Source organism: Brevundimonas sp. SPF441 (assembly GCF_009661015.1).
Classification (GTDB): domain Bacteria; phylum Pseudomonadota; class Alphaproteobacteria; order Caulobacterales; family Caulobacteraceae; genus Brevundimonas; species Brevundimonas vesicularis.
Genome location: NZ_WJWX01000001.1, coordinates 1 through 15,878, shown reverse-complemented (window position 1 = coordinate 15,878; position 15,878 = coordinate 1). Strand labels below are relative to the sequence as shown.

The following is a 15,878-nucleotide window of genomic DNA, read 5'->3' as shown; positions in this document are numbered from 1 at the left end:
TCAGCGGACCGAGAAGTTGGTGGACCCCGTCATCCGGTGCCCGTCCGGAGACGCCACCCGCCAGTTGACCACGTAGGCCCCGGCCGCCAACGGCCTCGCCGGAGCGCCCGAGATCGTCTTGCCGTCCTCGGACACCCGTGTCTGGACACGGATGGTCGCGCCCGCCGCATTGACGAGATCGAAACCGGAGAAGGCCGGCGCCACGCGCTCGCTGAAGGTGAGGCTGATGGTGCGCGGCGCCGCGACCGCAGCGCCGGCGGCCGGCGTGGCGCTCACGAGACGCGCGTGTGCATCCGCCTGACCGGCGACCAGGGAAAGCGCCGCGACGGTCGCGGCGAGCGATGCGATTTTGAAACGGGTCAACTCAAACTCCTAGGAAGGGACGCCCCTACTGTCTCTTACGCGGCGCGGAAAGCGGCCCCTCAAAAGTTCAAGGATCGCCGAGCGACACGAGCGTCCGCACCCTGACCGGAAAGCGTCCTGAGACGACTTCGAGCCTATGCTGGTCGCTGGGACGCCAGTTTGGCCATGCAGCAGTTTGATCACTGAGAGTGCTCAAACCACGGACATTGGAAACCCCGCGGTCATCTGATGTCGGGTCGTTCGCCTAACGCCGTCCTGGTCGTCGCACCACCGGAGTCGGTCACCGCCGCTGGGTAGGCGGGGTCGCTCATCGAACGGATCCTGCGCCGCGTCATGGTCGGCGGGTCACATCGCCATCGCGCCCGCCCGACCATATTCCATGACCAGCATCCAGACCGCCATTGCGATCATCATCAGGTTCTCCGTCAGGGACAGGAAGCCCAGCGGAACATTGCTGTCTCCGCCGACGCAGGCGCATTTCAGTTCGCGCTTGTCCACATAAACGGCCTTGAACACCGAAACCGCTCCGATGCCGCCGATGAACAGGGCGACCGGCGCGGACAGCCAGGTCAGCACGCCCGCCACCATCAGGGCGCCCGCCCCGAACTCGGCGAAGGGATAGATCTTGCTGTAGGGCACCCATCGCTTGGCCAGCAGGTCGTAGTTCAGGAACATCGCCGAGAAGCTCTCGACATTCTGAAGCTTGAGCATGGCCAGCGCCATCATTGACAGGGCGATGAACCACTCGCCCGCGCGCACGGTGAAGGGCGTGCCGTCGACCGCCAGGCCCAGCATGGCCGCCATGACGGCGGTGGTCAGGAACACCACGAGCACCGGCGTATAGGTCGTCGCCTTCGGATCGCGGACCTTGAGGCCGAGGAAGCGGCGCAGGTCGTCGTGTCCGCCGATCCGCTCGCCGTCGATGAACACCTGCGGCGTCGTCTTGACCCCATGCTCGGCCTTGAAGGCGTCGGTCTGCTCGCGGGTCGTCAGCCAATGGTCCTCGACCTGATAGCCTCGGCTCTTGAGCAGATGACGGGCCTTCAGCCCCCACGGACAGGTGTGCTCCGGCATCACCATGCGATAAATACTGGCGGTCTTGGTCATCTGGGTCTCCTCGATCTTCTCAATCCAAGGCGCACACCCTAGGTTCCGTACTATGATACGGAGTCAAGCATGAAGGTTCGGACGATCGCCGGACTGGCGCGAGAGGGCGGCGTGGGGGTCGAGACCGTGCGTTTCTATCAACGACGAGGTTTGATCCCGACGCCGGACCGCTGGTCCAGCGACGGGACCGGCGGGATCCGCCGCTATGGCGAGGACGATGTGCGCCGGCTCAGGTTCATCCGGTCGGCCCAGGTCGCTGGGTTCACGCTCGACCAGATCAAGGAACTGCTATCCCTGGACGCGGGCGAGGACCGTATTCGGGCGCGGGAGTTGGCCGCCGAACGGTTGGCGGCCCTAGATCGCACCATTTCCGATCTGGAGCAGGCGCGCGCAGCCCTGAGACGTCTGGCACAAGCCTGTCAGTCCAAGGACACAGGGCCTTGTCCGATCATTGCGACGTTTCAGGGCGAACAAACCTGACTGAAGGCCGACGTCCTTCGGAGATCAGACTCAGCGTCACCCGACCGACCTAACCCGGCTCATTCGGCCAACGGCGGTGTCGATCATCGATCACATAGTGATGCGCATGGCTCCGCCCCTCCCCCGAGCGCCCCTCGGAGAGATGAGGATCGTCGTCGTCTAGATCGTCATGAGCGTGGGCCAGCGCGTCCGGATCCCGGGCGGGCCAGACCACCAACCCGAGCACCGTCCCGACGGCACAGAGCGCGGCGAGCACCAGAAAGGCGGCGCCCGGCTGCGCCTCGGCGCTGACCAGACCGGCGACCGGATAGGCGATCAGCCAGCAGGCGTGGGACAGGGCGAACTGAGCCGCGAACAAGGCGGGCCGATCGCCGGCCGTCGAAGAGCGGCGAAGCGCGCGTCCGGCCGGGGTGATCGTCAGGGAGTAGCCGAAACCCATGACGGTCCAGAGGATGAGCAGCGTGGGATAGGAGACCGCCACCCAGGGACCGGCCAACAATGCCACGGTCATGAGGCCCGCGCCTGTCGTCATCGCCAGACGGTCGGTCGTTCGGCTCAGAAGCCGCGGCAGGAAGACGGCGGCGGTGATCGACCCGCCGCCGAAGGCCGCCAGGGCCCAGGCCGCCGCCTGGTCGGATAGACCGAAGCGGGACTGCACCAGGACGACGGTGTTGACGAACACCATCGCCCCGCCCGCCGCCGTGGCCAGGCTGATGGCCAGAAGGCCTCGCAGCCGGGGTGTGAACAGGAACAGACGCAGGCCGCCGGTCAGCCGTTGAACGAAGGGCTGCGGCGCGGCCCGTGCCAGAGCCGGCAAGGCCGCCGTGATCACGAACAGCGCCGAGATCCCGAAGCCGATCGCGGTGCCGGCGAACAGATTGTTGTAGCTGATGAAGGCGAGCAGCACGGCGGCGAGCACAGGGCTGGCCACGCTTTCCATGTCCGCCGCCAGGCGCGATAGCGACAGCGCCTTGGTGTACTTCGCCTCGTCCGGCAGCAGATCTGGGATCATGGCCTGGAAGGCCGGGGTGAAGGCCGCCGACGCCACATAGAGGACGGTCATCAGGGCGTAGACCTGCCAGGCCTCGCCGACGAACGGCAGGCACGCCGCCACCCCGGCGCGGACCAGGTCCAGGCAGACCAGCAGGGTCTTCCTGGGCAGTCGCGCCGCCAGGGCGCTGGCGAAGGGAGCCACGCCGATATAGGCGACCATCTTGATGGCCAGGGCGGCCCCGAGGATCTCGCCCGCCCGCGCGCCCGCGAGGTCGTGCGCGAGGAGACTGAGGGCCACAGTGGCCATGCCGGTCCCCAGCAGCGCCGAGACCTGGGCGATGAAGAGATGACGGTAGCCGGCGTGGCGGAGCGGCGAGAACATTCGAACGTCTCCTTGGAAGCGACGGCGCGGCGACCCGTCGAAACAGGTCGCCGCGCCAAGGATCAGACCACCCGTTTCACCTCGGAGTAGGCGCCCGAGGTCTCCAGGGTGATGGTCACGGGTTCGCCGGTGCGGTTGCGCCAGAACCAGCCGTGACTGCCGTCGAAGGCGGCGACCAGCTCGCCCTCGACCCGCTGCTCGGATCCCTTGCCGTAGCCGTGATACGGCGTTCCGGGACGGTCCGCATGGGTGTCGTAGTTGATGCGGCCGCCGCTGCTGGTCCAGGTGAAGCGGACCCGGGCGCCCTCGGCCATCACCAGCTTGATTTCCGCGCCCTGATCCAACGCGAGGGTCAGCACCGTCTGATCGGTCCGCTGACCCGGCTGGGACGACGGCGCCGCGTCGGCGGCCGTCGGGCCGTTCGCAGGGGTGACCGCCGTTGCGGCAACGGGCGTCGCTCCAGCCGTTCCGGCGGCCTCAGCTTCCGCCTCGGCGGCGAGTTGCCGCTTGATGCGTCCCATCTCCGTCAGGCCGAGCAAGGAGCCGATCCGGGTCGGATCGACGCCGTATTCGGCGGGAAGGACGGCGGTGACGAGCACCGCCGAGGCCACGACGACGGCGATGCCGGTAGATCTGAGCAGCCTGCCGGTGGACGGGAGTTCGGACGCATCGGGTTTGTGGGCGTTGTACATGATCAGATCTCCGGTCAGGCGGCGAAGAAGCCGACGAGCTGATAGCCCGCGAGGATGAAGCCGAGGGTCATGAGGACGACGTTGGCGGCATAGGCATGCCGCCAGAAGCCGGAGGTCTTCCTCCAGAAGCCCATGACAATGAGGATGGCGCCGAGCGCCAGGAGCTGTCCCGCCTCGACGCCGATGTTGAAGGCCACCAGATTGCCGATCACGCCGTCGGGCGACAGGTTGAAGTCCTGCAGCTTGGTCGCCAGGCCGAAACCGTGGAACAGGCCGAAGACCAGGGTGGCCGCCCTGGTCGAGGGCTGGAACCCGAACCAGCGCTGATAGGCCCCCATGTTGTCGAGGGCCTTGTAGACGACCGACAGGCCGATGATCGCATCGACCAGATAACTGGACACGCTGATGTCGGTCAGCACGCCCAGCAGCAGGGTCGAGGAATGGCCGAGGGCGAACAGCGTCACATAGAGGCTGATGTCCTTCATCCGGTAGAGGAAGAAGATCACGCCGAGCAGGAAAAGCAGGTGGTCGTAACCGGTGACCATATGCTTGGCCCCGAGATAGACGAACGGCCAGAACAGGAAGCCCGAGGTCTCCTGGATATAGCCCTTGTCGCCCTCGGCGACCCCGTGGGCCAAGGCCTGGCTCACGGCGCCGTCGATCACGAAAAACAACAGGATGGCGAGCAGGGCCGTCGCCGGTGATTTGAGCCACGACACGGGGTCGGGGCGACTTGCCACAGCCATGATGACCTTTCGTGAGGGGGTGGGAGACGAGGCGCGCGTCATCGGGCGCCTCGCTTGGGGCGGAACGGGAGGTGATCCAGCCAGGCTGGACGCGGACGGTCCTCGGGCCGGTCACGGCCGTGCACCAGGCTGTAGAGCGCCGGCAGGATCAGCAGGGTCAGGATCGTCGAGGAAATGATTCCGCCGATCACGACCGTGGCGAGGGGACGCTGTACCTCGGCCCCGGCGCCGACGTTGAGCGCCATCGGCACGAAGCCCAGGCTGGCGACCAGGGCGGTCATCAACACCGGCCGCAGCCGGGTCAGGGCCCCTTCCCGGATCGCGGCCCTGAGCGGCCTACCCTCCTCGATCAGGCCCCGGATGAAGCTGACCATGACCACGCCGTTGAGCACCGCCACGCCGGACAGGGCGATGAAGCCGACCGCCGCCGAGATCGACAGCGGCAGGCCCCGCAGCGCCAGCGCCGCCACGCCGCCGGTCAGGGCCAAAGGCACGCCGGAGAAGACGATGGCGCTGTCCTTCACCGATCGGAACAGGGCGAACAGCAGGCCGAAGATCAGCAGCAGCACGACCGGCACGACCAGCTGCAGCCGCTTGGCCGCCGAAATCAGCTGCTCGAAGGTGCCGCCATAGCTGATCCAGTAGCCGGCCGGGACCTCGACCTCTGCGCCGACCTTGGCCTGGGCCTCGGCGATGAAGGAGCCGAGGTCGCGTCCGCGGACGTTTGCGGTGACGACCACCCGTCGCTTGCCATCCTCCCGGCTGATCTGGTTGGGCCCCTTCTCGACGACGATGGTGGCCACCTCCTCCAACGGAATGAAGGCCCGGACGCCGCCTCCGTTGGAAGGCAGCGGAACCTGCAACCGTCCGATCGCTTCGGTGTCCTGACGCATGTCCTCGGGCAGGCGGACCACCACGTCGAACCGGCGGTCGCCCTCGAACACCTGACCGGCCGTGGCGCCGCCGATGGAGGCGGCCACGACCTGCTGCACGTCGTCGAGGCTGAGGCCGAGCCGGGCGAGCGCCGCCCGATCAGGCGTGATCTGCAGCACCGGCAGGCCGGTGACCTGTTCGACCGATACGTCCTGGGCGCCTTCGATGCCGCCGATGACGCCCTCGATCGCATTGCCGACTTCCAGGAGCTGATCCAGATCGTCCCCGAACACCTTGATGGCGACATCGGCCCGAACACCGGAAAGCAGTTCGTTGAACCGCATCTGGATCGGCTGGGTGAACTCGTAATTGTTGCCGGGGATCAGTTCGACGGCCGCCCGCATCTCCTCGACCAGTTCGGTTCTGGGCTTGCGCGGATCCGGCCAGTCCTTGCGGTCCTTCAGCATGATGAAGGTGTCGGCGACCGACGGCGGCATGGGGTCGGTGGCGACCTCGGCCGTGCCGATCTTGGCGAAGACCCGCTCGACCTCCGGGAACTGCGACAAACGCCGTTCGAGCGCCGTCTGCATCTCGACCGCTTGGCTCAGGCTGGTGCCGGGGATGCGCAGGGCATGCATGGCGATGTCGCCCTCGTCCAGGTTCGGGATGAACTCCGACCCCATGCGCGACGCGCCGAGGCCGGCGATCACCACCAGGGCGATGGCGACGCCGACGAAGGCCACACGCAGGCGCAGGGCCACGTCCAGTGCGGGTTCGTAGAACCGACGCGCGCCCCGCATGATGAAGCTGTCCTTCTCCTCGACCTTGCCGGTGACGAACATGGCCACCGCCGCCGGCACGAGGGTCAGCGACAGGACGAGCGCGATGGTCAGGGCCATGACGACGGTGATCGCCATCGGGTGGAACATCTTTCCCTCGACCCCGGTCAGGGCGAAGATCGGCACATAGACCAGGGTGATGATCAGCACCCCGAACAGGGATGGCCGGATCACCTCGCTGGACGCTGAGGCCGCCAGGTCGAACCGTTCCTGACGCGACAGGGTGCGACCCAGCCGGTGCTGGGCCTCGCCGAAGCGACGCAGACAGTTCTCGACGATGATGACGGCCCCGTCGACGATCAGACCGAAGTCGAGCGCGCCGAGGCTCATGAGATTGCCGGAGGTGCCGGTCCGCACCATGCCGGTGATGGTCATCAGCATGGTCACCGGGATGACCGCCGCCGTGATCAGGGCGGCGCGGATATTGCCCAGCAGCAGGAACAGCACCACGATGACCAGCAGCGCCCCTTCGAGCAGGTTCTTCTCGACGGTGTGAACCGCCCGTTCGACCAGATCGGTTCGGTCATAGACGGGCACGGCGCTGACCCCGGCCGGAAGGGACCGGGCCGCCGCTTCGAGTCGCGCGGCGGCGGCCCGGGCGACGGTACGGCTGTTCTCTCCGACCAGCATGAAGACCGTGCCGAGCACGATCTCCTCGCCGTCCTGGGTCGCCGCCCCGGTGCGCAGTTCCTCGCCCATGATGACGTCTGCCACGTCCGCGACGCGGATGGGCGCCCCGCCGCGGTTGGCCACGACGATGGCGCCGAGGTCCTCGACGGTCTGGGCCTGACCCGCGACGCGGACGAGATACTGTTCCCCGAACCGCTCGACGTAGCCCGCGCCGACATTGGCGTTGTTCGCCTCCAGCGCCGCGACGACTTCGGCCATGGTGACGCCATAGGCGGCCAGGCGATCGGGCCACGGCGTCACATGATATTGCCGCTCATAGCCGCCGATGGTGTTGACCTCGGTCACGCCGGGCGTGTTGCGCAGCTGCGGCCGGATCACCCAGTCCTGCAGGGTGCGCAGGTCCTCGGCCGTATAGGGTTCGTCGTCGGGTCGGCGCGCGCCCTTGTCGGCGACGACCGTGTACATGAAGATCTCGCCCAGTCCCGTGGAGATGGGGCCGAGTTCGGGGGTGACGCCTTGCGGCAGCTGATCCCGGGCGCCCTGCAGCCGTTCATTGACCAGCTGGCGGGCGAAATAGATGTCGGTCCCGTCCTCGAAGACGACGGTGACCTGGCTCAGCCCATAACGGGAGATCGAGCGCGTGTACTGCAGACCCGGCACGCCGGCGATGGCGGTCTCGACCGGAAAGGTGATGCGTTGTTCGGACTCCAGCGGCGAGAAGCCGGGAGCCTCCGTGTTGATCTGGACCTGGACATTGGTGATGTCCGGTGTGGCGTCGATGGGCAGCCGCTGGAAGCTCCACACCCCGACCGCGCAGGCCAAGAGGACGAGCGCCATGACGATCCAGCGGAACCGGATCGACAGCGCGATGATGCGTTCAAGCATGGTCGTCGCGCCCCCTAGTGATCATGGCTCGCGCCGGACTTCTCGATGTCCGCGCGAATGAGGAAGGCGCCGTCGACGACGTACTCCGTTCCGGATTCGAGCCCGCCCAGCACCTCGGTCCACTCCGGGGTCCGGCGGCCGAGCTCGAGCATCCGCACCTCATAGGTGTCGCCCACCTTGGCGTAGACGACCTGGAAGTCCCGGAACGGCTGGATGGCCTTGGTCCGGACGGCGAGCGGGACTTCGCTCATCGCCACCTGAACCGTGCCCCGCACCCCGAGGCCGGGACGCCAGGCGCCGTTCTGCGACGGTAGATGGACGTGGGCGATCAGGGTCTGGCTGGTGATGTCGGCCGTCGGCAGGATGGCTTCGACCGGCGCGATGATCCGGTGATCCCCGGCGAGGGACAGCACCTCGACCCGCTGGCCCACCCGCACCCGTTCGGCGTCGCGCGGATAGAGGAAGAACTCGGCATGGACCTGGTTCGGGTCGCCGATGACCAGCATGGGATCTCCACCGCCGGTGATCGACCCGACGTTGGTGTTCTTGGCCATGATGACGCCGGAGATCGGCGCCGTGATCGAATAGGTCTGCAGGCTTTCACTGGACTCCACGCGCGCCACGACCTGACCGCGCCGGACGCGGTCGCCCAGTTCGACCGACAGGGCCATGACCCGACCGGGGTAGCGAGCATGGACCTCGCTCTGGCCCTCGGGCGTGATCTCGATCCGCCCCTGGAGCGGCAGCGACTCGCCCAGATAGGCCGACGCCGCGCGCTCAATGGTCACGCCGCCGGCGCGGGCGGCGTCCGGCGTGATGATCGTGCGCCCCTCGTAGGAAGGATAGGTCCAGCGATGCGACTGGCCCGCATGGTTGGCCGCAACCGCGACATCGAACGAATGCGGCTCGGTCACGACGGTCGGACTGGTCAGATAGTCCTCGGTCGCGGTGAAAGCGAAGCGATCGACCTTCGGCCCGAGGCGGGTCAGGACGATCGACGCCTGAACCTGGCGCGGATCGAGCGGCTTGTCCTTCAGATAGGGATAGAGGCGATACAGCGGCTCCGGCCCCTCCTCGAAGATGGTGATTTCTAGGGCGAAATCGCCGTCGCGCAGCATCCGGCCGTTGTGGGGACCACGCTCGTAGTCGCCGGCCTCGGTCTCGGCTTCGGCAGGGTCAGTGGCTCCGCCCTGGCCGCAGGCCGCGACGCCCACAGCCAGCGAGATCAGGGACACGGCGACCAGTCGCCGCGAGGGTGAGAAGCGGATCATGGTTGGGTCTCCGTGACGCCCACGAGGGGAGCGTGCGCGCCGGTCAGCCGGTCGAGGCGGGCGCGATCGATGTGGAATTGCTTGAGGACGGCGACCCGCCGGGCCCGCGTCTCGAGCAGGGCGCGCTGGGCGCTGATGACGTCGTTGTAGGTGAAGCCGCCGCGGTTGAAGCCCTCGCGGACGAGGGCCACGGCGCGCTCGGCTTGCGGCAGGGTTTCCTCCTGAATGCGGCGGGCCTCCAGTGCGCGCGAGGCGAGCTGGACCTGAAGCCGGGCGATCTCCCGTTCCCGCTCCTGACGCGCCACGGCCAGGTCGCTTTCGGCCGCGAGCCCTTCGGCGCGCGCCCGGTCGATCGCGCCCTGGTTTCGGTCGTATCGGCCGAGCGGAATGGATCCGCCGACGACCAGGCCGACGGCCCCGTCATCCCACAGGCTGCGGACGCCGACGCTGACGGTGGCGTCCGGCGTCGCCCGGGCCTGCTCGACACGCACGCGGGCGTCGGCGATCTCGCGCTGTGCCGTGAAGACGATGAGGTCCGCCTCGGCGACCTCGCCTGCGACCTCCCGCGAGGCGCTCGTATCCACAAAGTCGGCCGGCTCCAGCGAGAAGTCGGAAACGCCGGACCAGAAGCGAGAGAGGATCGCCCGGGTCAGCCGAGCCTGAATCTCGGCCTGGTCGAAATCGATCTGGGCCTGGGCGAGCTCAGCCTCGGCGCGGGCGCCGGCGAACAACGGATCTCTCGCCATGTCGACGCGACGCTGCACCTCGGCCTGGAACCGCTCGGCCAGCTGAAGCCGCTCGGCGGCGATCTCCAGTTCGGCCTGAGCCGCCAGGACCTCGGCCCAGGCGCGTTGCACCACTTCCAGTCGATCGAGCCGCCGAACGACGGCTTCGGCCTGGACGACGCGCCCCTCGGCCCGCGCCAGCGACACCCGTGCCGGCCGGTCGCCGCCCCGCTCCAGGCGCTGTTCATAGGTCAGCGTCGCCTCGGTGCGGTCGGCGATGCCGCCTCCGCCGATGGTCGGCAGGTTCTCGACCGTCAGCCCCAGGGTGGGATTGGGGCGGACATCCGCCTGGCGCACTCCGGCCTCACCGGCCCGGGCGCGCGCTTGCGCTCCCGCCTGGGCGGGATCGGACGCGGCGGACCGGGACAGGGCCTCGGCGAGGGACAGGGGTTCCGCAGCCACGCGGTCCTGCGCGACGACGGTAGTCGGCGGAAGACCCGCCAGTGAGAGCGCCAGCGTCGAAACGACGGCCAGACGCGCCCACGACCCGGCAGGGCCGGTCATGTGCTTCTTCAACGAAGTCTCCAAAAAACAGTGCGCGTGCGACCCTGCGGCCGCGACGGATCAGGCGATCAGGTGCAGCTGTTTTGGAGGGTGTTCGGGCCCATCGATAATGAGCCCTTCAGGCAATTGGCTCGCGCCGAGCGTCGCCGTAGGCCCGCGCGCGTTCACCAGACCGATTAGACCCACCTGGTGGTCAGGAAGGGCCGCGTGGTTATCGCCACCGCCGTGATGGTGGTGGCCCACGGGAAGGGTTCCGGAAGGCGCATCGACATCCGCCGGTTCGGCCGAGATCTCGATCACGTCACTCGGGATGTCGGCGTGATCGTGGCCGATTTCGTCGCCAAACTCCGAAGACGCGTGCGAGACGTCGTGGCGAAGATCCGAGACGCCGCGGGTCATCATGCCGCCGATGATGGCGACGCAGACGAGGGCGCAAAGGACGTGAATCAGTTTGTGCAAGATGGCCTCGTCCGCCGGTATCGTGTTTGATCCGAGACTGCAACGCCACAAGTTGGAAGACTTTGGGAGGGACCGGCCCCTGGGCTACGGGGATGTCGCCGGGACGGGCAAGCTGACGTTTGCAGAAGGCGTCGATCCCAAGACGCTCGTCGATCTCGCGCTGGGCTTGGTCGACTCCGTGCCGATCTCACGGTTCACCTATCACGACGCCCGCTTCGGAATCGCTCTGCCAGGGTCGGCGCCTTCAGCCCGGCCAGCAGATGGCCGAAGAAGCGGAGCTTGGCGCCCTCGAAGGCAGAATGGACCGCGGACGCCGCGAGACCGCTCTTCGCCTTGCCCTCCGCATCGTTGACGCCTGTCGCCTTGAGCGCCTCGGCCAGGTTGGCGTGGATCAGCTGGAAGGCGTCGGCCCAGGCGTCCCAGATGCGGATGTCGTCCTCGGTCAGGGCGTGGAAGAGCGGCTCATACTCGACGCCCTCGAACGACAGGGACCGCGCGACATAGAGGCCGAGCGCCTTGAGCTCGCGCGCCACAAGCTCCATGGCGGCGACTCCGCCCTTGTCCATGGCATCGAGGAAGTCATCGCGGGTGACGAACGGCGCCTCCGGTCCGCCCCACAGCCCGAGCCGCGAGGCGTAGGCGAGATTCTCCGCCGTCGTGGCGCCGGTCGCCGAGACATAGAGCACGCGCGCCTTCGGCAAGCGGTTCTGCAGGGCCAGACCCGCCATCCCCTGAAGGGAGGCCTTCCTGGCTCCCCGCGCGCCCTTTCCGCCGCCGGCCGCGTTGGCCATGGCGTGGGCCTCGTCGAAGGCGATGACGCCGTCGAAGTCCTCGCCCAGCCAGGCGACGATCTGATCCAGTCGCGAAGCCTTCTCGCCTCGGGCCGGCTGGCGCAAGGTCGCGTAGGTGGTGAACAGGATGCCCCGGTCCAGCCGGATGCCTTCGCCGAGCTTCCAGCTGCTCAGGGGCAGGATGTCATGGGCGCCGCCGCCGATCGCGCCCCAGTCACGACGCGCGTCCTCCAGCAGGGCGTCGTTCTTGGACAGCCACAACGCCTTGACCCGTCCCTGGGCCATGTTGTCGGCGATGACGGCGGCGATCTCCCGGCCCTTGCCGCAACCGGTCCCGTCGCCAAGGAAGAAACCTCGGCGCAGTTGAAAACCGCCCTCGACGTCCTCGTCCGACAGGGAGAGTTGGTGCGCGACCTCGCCCGGCCGCCACCAGGCCGGCAAGTTCCCGGCATGGGCCTCGCCGGCGTAGATCACGGTTTCGGTCTGGGCGTCGGAGATCCGTCCCTCGTCCCGCACAGCGGGCGGCAGGACCGGCCGATAGGTCGGAGCCGGCGGGGAGACGGACGCCATCGGCCCGGATTCCACCAGTGGCGAAGGATGCGGCCGGGCCTCCGGCAGACCGATCCGGGCCAGCTGATGGGCCTGATAGAGACCGACATCCCGGCCCTCGCCCGCCCAGGGCCGACACTGGTAGGCGACCGGCGCCGCCCCGGTCAGAAATCCCAGCCGGCCGGACGGCAACGCCAGCGAGCGGTTGCGGCTGGTCAGGAAGGCGCTCGCCGCCACCTCCAGCCGGGCGCGCGGTTTGACGCCCGCGCGCCCCGTCACGGCGGCCGCCAGCGCGGCGCAAGCGGCGAGGTCCTCGCCGCCCGTCAGCGGCGGCGGGGGTCCGTCCGGCTCCGTCCTGTCGACGACGAGGAGGCCGGTATCGACGGTCGTGCCATGTCTGGCGAAGGCGCGTGACGGAAAGGCGATCCGGGCGCGGATCCGGCCTTTCGACCCCAGCCGCGCCAGCAGGGCGTCATCGCCCAGGGCGGTCAACGGCACGATGGCCGCCATGCGTCCGCCGTCGGCGAGGGCGGAGAAGGCGGCGACCAGATGAGCTTCAAGCTCGGAGAAGGGCGGATTGCAGACCGCGACATCGAAGCGACCGGCGTTAGGCAGAACATCCTGAACGTGGCGGCCGTCGTGACGGGATCGCGTCGCCCTCGGGAAAAGGCCGTCGAGTAGATCGGCCCGGCCGGCGCCGATCTCATTGAGGGTCAGTTCGCCGCCGCAGGCCTCCGCGACGACGGCGATCAGACCGGTGCCGGTCGACGGCTCCAGCACCCGGTCGCCCGGCCGGACCTGAGCAGAAAGAACGGCGAGCGCGGCCAGCTCCGGCGGGGTGGAGAACTGGTCCAGCGCGACCTGCTCCTCACTGCGGCGGCTGTGGGTCAGACCCAGGCCGCTCACGCTCGCCAGCAGGGCGGCGATCTCGGCGGGGGCGTCCTCGAGCCGGCCCACCTGCGGCGCGAGCCGGCGTAGCTGCAACACCGTCGCCGCCTCGATCGCCTCATAGGCGTCGCGCCAGGACCAGACGCCCTCCGCGTCCGAGCCGCCGAAGCCGGTGGTCATGACGTTGGAGACCAGCTTGCGGTCCAGGGGTCGCGAGCGCGCGAGATGCGTGGACAGGGCGCGGGCGACGGCGAGGACGTTCGCGGCCCGGTCGCCGGCTGAGGGCGCGTCGAACAGGGACAGGGAGGTTGAGGACGGAGTGAAGGAGCGTGGAGATGCCGACATGATGAGAGGTCCGATCGCGCGGAGCGGCGGGCTCATCCCTCCGGTCCTCCAGGCGCGTCCTCGACCGCCCTTCCTCCGCCTTTCGCCGAGCGAGACCTCACGCGGAAAGCCCGCCCCGGCGAGGAGCCGGAGCGGGCTTTCTCAACGACCGCCGCGCTAGGCCGCGTCTGTCAGCGCCGCGCGGCCCGCGGGCGTCACCTCGAAGGCGCCGGCGCCGTCGTCCTGCCCGGACGGAGTTGGCGAGTCCGCACCCTCACCGGAACTTTCGGCTTCCATCGCCTCGGAGACTTCCGGCTCGGGCGGAGCCGTCCAGGACAGGCTCGCAGGCGCCCAGCCCTTCTCCGCCGCCTTCTCCTCGACCCAGGGAACGAGGTCCATTTTCCTGAAGCAGGCGGCGCGGATATCGGCGTCACCCATTTGCTCCAGCATGCTTAAAAGCAGCGGCTTGGAATGCGACTTCAGGAATTCGGCGTCTGGCGTCCAATGCAGGGCGATGTCAGCCCCGCAGAGTTCCGCCAGTTCGGCGGCCTCGGCCCGTGCGGCCCGCCGGATCAGGCTTGTCCGGTCCTCCCGGAGGTCGAGGGTCAAGGCCGTCAGCTCAGCCAGCAGGGCCATCTTGTCGCCGTGGGCGAGACCATCGACCCAGGCGATGACGGTCTGGCCGGAGGCCTCCCAGGCGGCCCGACGATCCCCGAGTCTCTGGCGCACCTCGCCGTCAAGCGCCTCGATCATGCGTCCTCCGGTGGGATTGAACCCGGCTGCGGTCACCGCCAGGGCCGATTCCGACCGGACGACGGGGCAGCGGACGGCGACCTGGTTGAACAGTCGGGCGATCAGGGCGGTGAAGGCCGTTCCCGGGTCGTCGGCGAGGGCGCGTATCAGGCCGCGTGTCGCCACATCGGTGCGCACCGCGTGCAGGGCGTGATTGACACCCTCCGTTTCGGGCTCGGGCGCATCGACCTCCGGCGGACGGTAGGCGGGCTGGGGCGGCGCCCCGGCCGGGACCACCTCGGCGTCCTCGACCTGACCTTCGACCTCCGGCTCCACGGGCGTGTAGCACTGGACCTCGATACCGGTCCGGCTCGAGGGACTCAGGACGAGCACGGTCGCCACGCGGCCTTGCCAACCCGCCTGGTCCATCACCAGCCGGGCGCGGATCATGGCGTCGATCGCGGCGTCGACGGCCTCCGTCTCGGGGGTCTCCGCCAAAAGCGTGCAGAGGGTTTCCGCCGCGGCGTTGAAGGCGTCGCGTGCGTCCCGGTAGAGGGCCATGGCGGCGCCCGGCAGCATGCCGCCGTAAACGTAGCCGAGCGTCTCTAGGTCGTCGGGCAGGTCCGGCCGAGGGCCGGCCGTGACGTGAACGGTCAGGCCCTCGGCCTCGAACGCCCTGGCGATTTCGCGGGCCCGCGTCGTCCAAACCTCCGTGAGGATCGCCGGATCGAGCAGGACGGGGGCCATTTCACCGAACAGGTCGGTCTCCGTTCGACCGCCAGCCGCCGCGTACCGCTCGGGACCGACGAGGGCGCAGCGCGGGTCGCGTGCGGTGACCCGGCCCTCGTCGAGCTTCTCGGTCACCCGCCAGTCCTGGAAGCCATGGCCGTCCAGCGCCATCCGGGCGAGGTCGGCCTGTTCCGCCTTGTCGGGAAGCCGGGCCAGCAGCTTGGCCTGACGCAGGTTCAATCGACCCATCTTCAAAGCTTCCAAGGCAATCTGCGGCAAGGCCGAGAGAGCTGCCAGACGCTTGACGTCGAGTTCGGCGTAGCCGAGCGCCTTGGCGATGACCGGAACGCCGAGTTTGCCCTTCAGCATCCGTCCGATCGCGGCGATGACGTCCGCGACATGGACGGGCACGGCGGTATTCGTCAGCAGCACGGCCGCCGCCTGACGCTTGGGGTCGGTCTCGACGACGATGTCGACCGGGAAGTCCTCGTCGATCCGGCCCTGATCGAGCAGGTGTCGGAAGGCCAGGATCCGGCGCCGTCCGTCCAGAGCCATATGAGGCTGTTCCTTCTTGCCACGCCCCGGGCGAACGGTCAGCGCCTGAAGCTGACCCGCCGCGATCAGGGTCTCGGCGAGCAGAGGAATGTCCTCGTCCGGCGGCTCTTTGTAGCGAAGGTTCTCGGGCGCGATATCGGTGTTCCGCAAGGCGACGGTTCTTCGGTCGCGCGCGGCGGCGGCCTGGACGGGAGTGGGGACGAGGGCGAGTGCGGTGGAAGGGGAACGGCGCATGGGGGATCTCCAACCGGGGCGGGGCCTATCCCCGCCCCGGTTGGAGATCCCCCATGCGCCGTTCCCC

The 15,878-nt window shown here is 68.5% G+C and carries 11 protein-coding genes and 1 pseudogene; 1 reads left to right on the top strand and 11 read right to left on the bottom strand.

The window, feature by feature from the left end; genetic code table 11:
- Positions 1-363, bottom strand: coding sequence for a copper homeostasis periplasmic binding protein CopC (gene copC / locus GGC30_RS00060; protein WP_066551017.1), 363 nt, complete (start codon positions 361-363; stop codon positions 1-3).
- Positions 364-708: 345 nt separating this feature from the next.
- A complete protein-coding gene (locus GGC30_RS00055) occupies positions 709-1,470 on the bottom strand; it encodes a MauE/DoxX family redox-associated membrane protein (protein ID WP_153921581.1) in 762 nt (253 codons plus the stop codon).
- A gap of 69 nt (positions 1,471-1,539) precedes the next feature.
- On the opposite strand from GGC30_RS00055, the gene GGC30_RS00050 reads away from it, so the two are divergent.
- Positions 1,540-1,950, top strand: coding sequence for a MerR family transcriptional regulator (locus tag GGC30_RS00050; protein ID WP_153921578.1), 411 nt, complete (start codon positions 1,540-1,542; stop codon positions 1,948-1,950).
- Between the two features lie 49 nt (positions 1,951-1,999).
- Here the strand turns inward: GGC30_RS00050 and GGC30_RS00045 are convergent, their stop codons facing one another.
- The 9 genes and pseudogenes from GGC30_RS00045 to GGC30_RS00005 form a co-directional block, all read right to left on the bottom strand.
- The gene (locus tag GGC30_RS00045) at positions 2,000-3,325 is read right to left on the bottom strand and encodes an MFS transporter (protein WP_153921575.1); all 1,326 of its coding nucleotides are present in this window, start codon (positions 3,323-3,325) and stop codon (positions 2,000-2,002) included.
- Between the two features lie 62 nt (positions 3,326-3,387).
- Positions 3,388-4,017, bottom strand: a complete 630-nt coding sequence (locus GGC30_RS00040; RefSeq protein WP_153921572.1) for a transmembrane anchor protein — start codon at positions 4,015-4,017, stop codon at positions 3,388-3,390.
- A gap of 14 nt (positions 4,018-4,031) precedes the next feature.
- Positions 4,032-4,763, bottom strand: a complete 732-nt coding sequence (locus GGC30_RS00035) for a HupE/UreJ family protein (RefSeq protein WP_153921569.1) — start codon at positions 4,761-4,763, stop codon at positions 4,032-4,034.
- A gap of 38 nt (positions 4,764-4,801) precedes the next feature.
- Positions 4,802-7,990 (bottom strand): efflux RND transporter permease subunit, encoded by a 3,189-nt coding sequence (locus GGC30_RS00030; RefSeq protein ID WP_153921566.1) that lies wholly within the window; start codon positions 7,988-7,990, stop codon positions 4,802-4,804.
- 14 nt (positions 7,991-8,004) lie between these two features.
- Positions 8,005-9,261 carry an efflux RND transporter periplasmic adaptor subunit gene (locus GGC30_RS00025; RefSeq protein ID WP_153921563.1) on the bottom strand — a complete coding sequence of 419 codons (1,257 nt, stop codon included), beginning with the start codon at positions 9,259-9,261 and terminating at the stop codon, positions 8,005-8,007.
- On the bottom strand, positions 9,258-10,562 hold the full coding sequence (locus GGC30_RS00020) for a TolC family protein (protein ID WP_228763500.1): 1,305 nt from the start codon (positions 10,560-10,562) through the stop codon (positions 9,258-9,260). Before GGC30_RS00020 ends, GGC30_RS00025 begins: the two co-directional genes overlap by 4 nt.
- A 48-nt stretch (positions 10,563-10,610) precedes the next feature.
- Positions 10,611-11,009, bottom strand: a complete 399-nt coding sequence (locus GGC30_RS00015; protein WP_153921560.1) for a hypothetical protein — start codon at positions 11,007-11,009, stop codon at positions 10,611-10,613.
- A 215-nt stretch (positions 11,010-11,224) separates the two neighbouring features.
- A pseudogene (locus GGC30_RS00010) lies at positions 11,225-13,582 on the bottom strand (strawberry notch-like NTP hydrolase domain-containing protein); the annotation flags it as partial.
- A 156-nt stretch (positions 13,583-13,738) separates the two neighbouring features.
- Complete coding sequence (locus GGC30_RS00005; RefSeq protein ID WP_183217207.1) at positions 13,739-15,811, bottom strand: chromosome partitioning protein ParB; 2,073 nt, start codon at positions 15,809-15,811, stop codon at positions 13,739-13,741.
- Between the last annotated feature and the right edge of the window lie 67 nt (positions 15,812-15,878).

What these genes read in the sequence shown, in the direction of transcription:
- GGC30_RS00040 (WP_153921572.1), bottom strand. Translation starts at nt 4,017, where the DNA reads ATGTACAACGCCCACAAACCCGATGCGTCCGAACTCCCGTCCACCGGC.
- GGC30_RS00030 (WP_153921566.1), bottom strand. Translation starts at nt 7,990, where the DNA reads ATGCTTGAACGCATCATCGCGCTGTCGATCCGGTTCCGCTGGATCGTC.
- GGC30_RS00035 (WP_153921569.1), bottom strand. Translation starts at nt 4,763, where the DNA reads ATGGCTGTGGCAAGTCGCCCCGACCCCGTGTCGTGGCTCAAATCACCG.
- GGC30_RS00005 (WP_183217207.1), bottom strand. Translation starts at nt 15,811, where the DNA reads ATGCGCCGTTCCCCTTCCACCGCACTCGCCCTCGTCCCCACTCCCGTC.
- GGC30_RS00050 (WP_153921578.1), top strand. Translation starts at nt 1,540, where the DNA reads ATGAAGGTTCGGACGATCGCCGGACTGGCGCGAGAGGGCGGCGTGGGG.
- GGC30_RS00025 (WP_153921563.1), bottom strand. Translation starts at nt 9,261, where the DNA reads ATGATCCGCTTCTCACCCTCGCGGCGACTGGTCGCCGTGTCCCTGATC.
- GGC30_RS00045 (WP_153921575.1), bottom strand. Translation starts at nt 3,325, where the DNA reads ATGTTCTCGCCGCTCCGCCACGCCGGCTACCGTCATCTCTTCATCGCC.
- GGC30_RS00055 (WP_153921581.1), bottom strand. Translation starts at nt 1,470, where the DNA reads ATGACCAAGACCGCCAGTATTTATCGCATGGTGATGCCGGAGCACACC.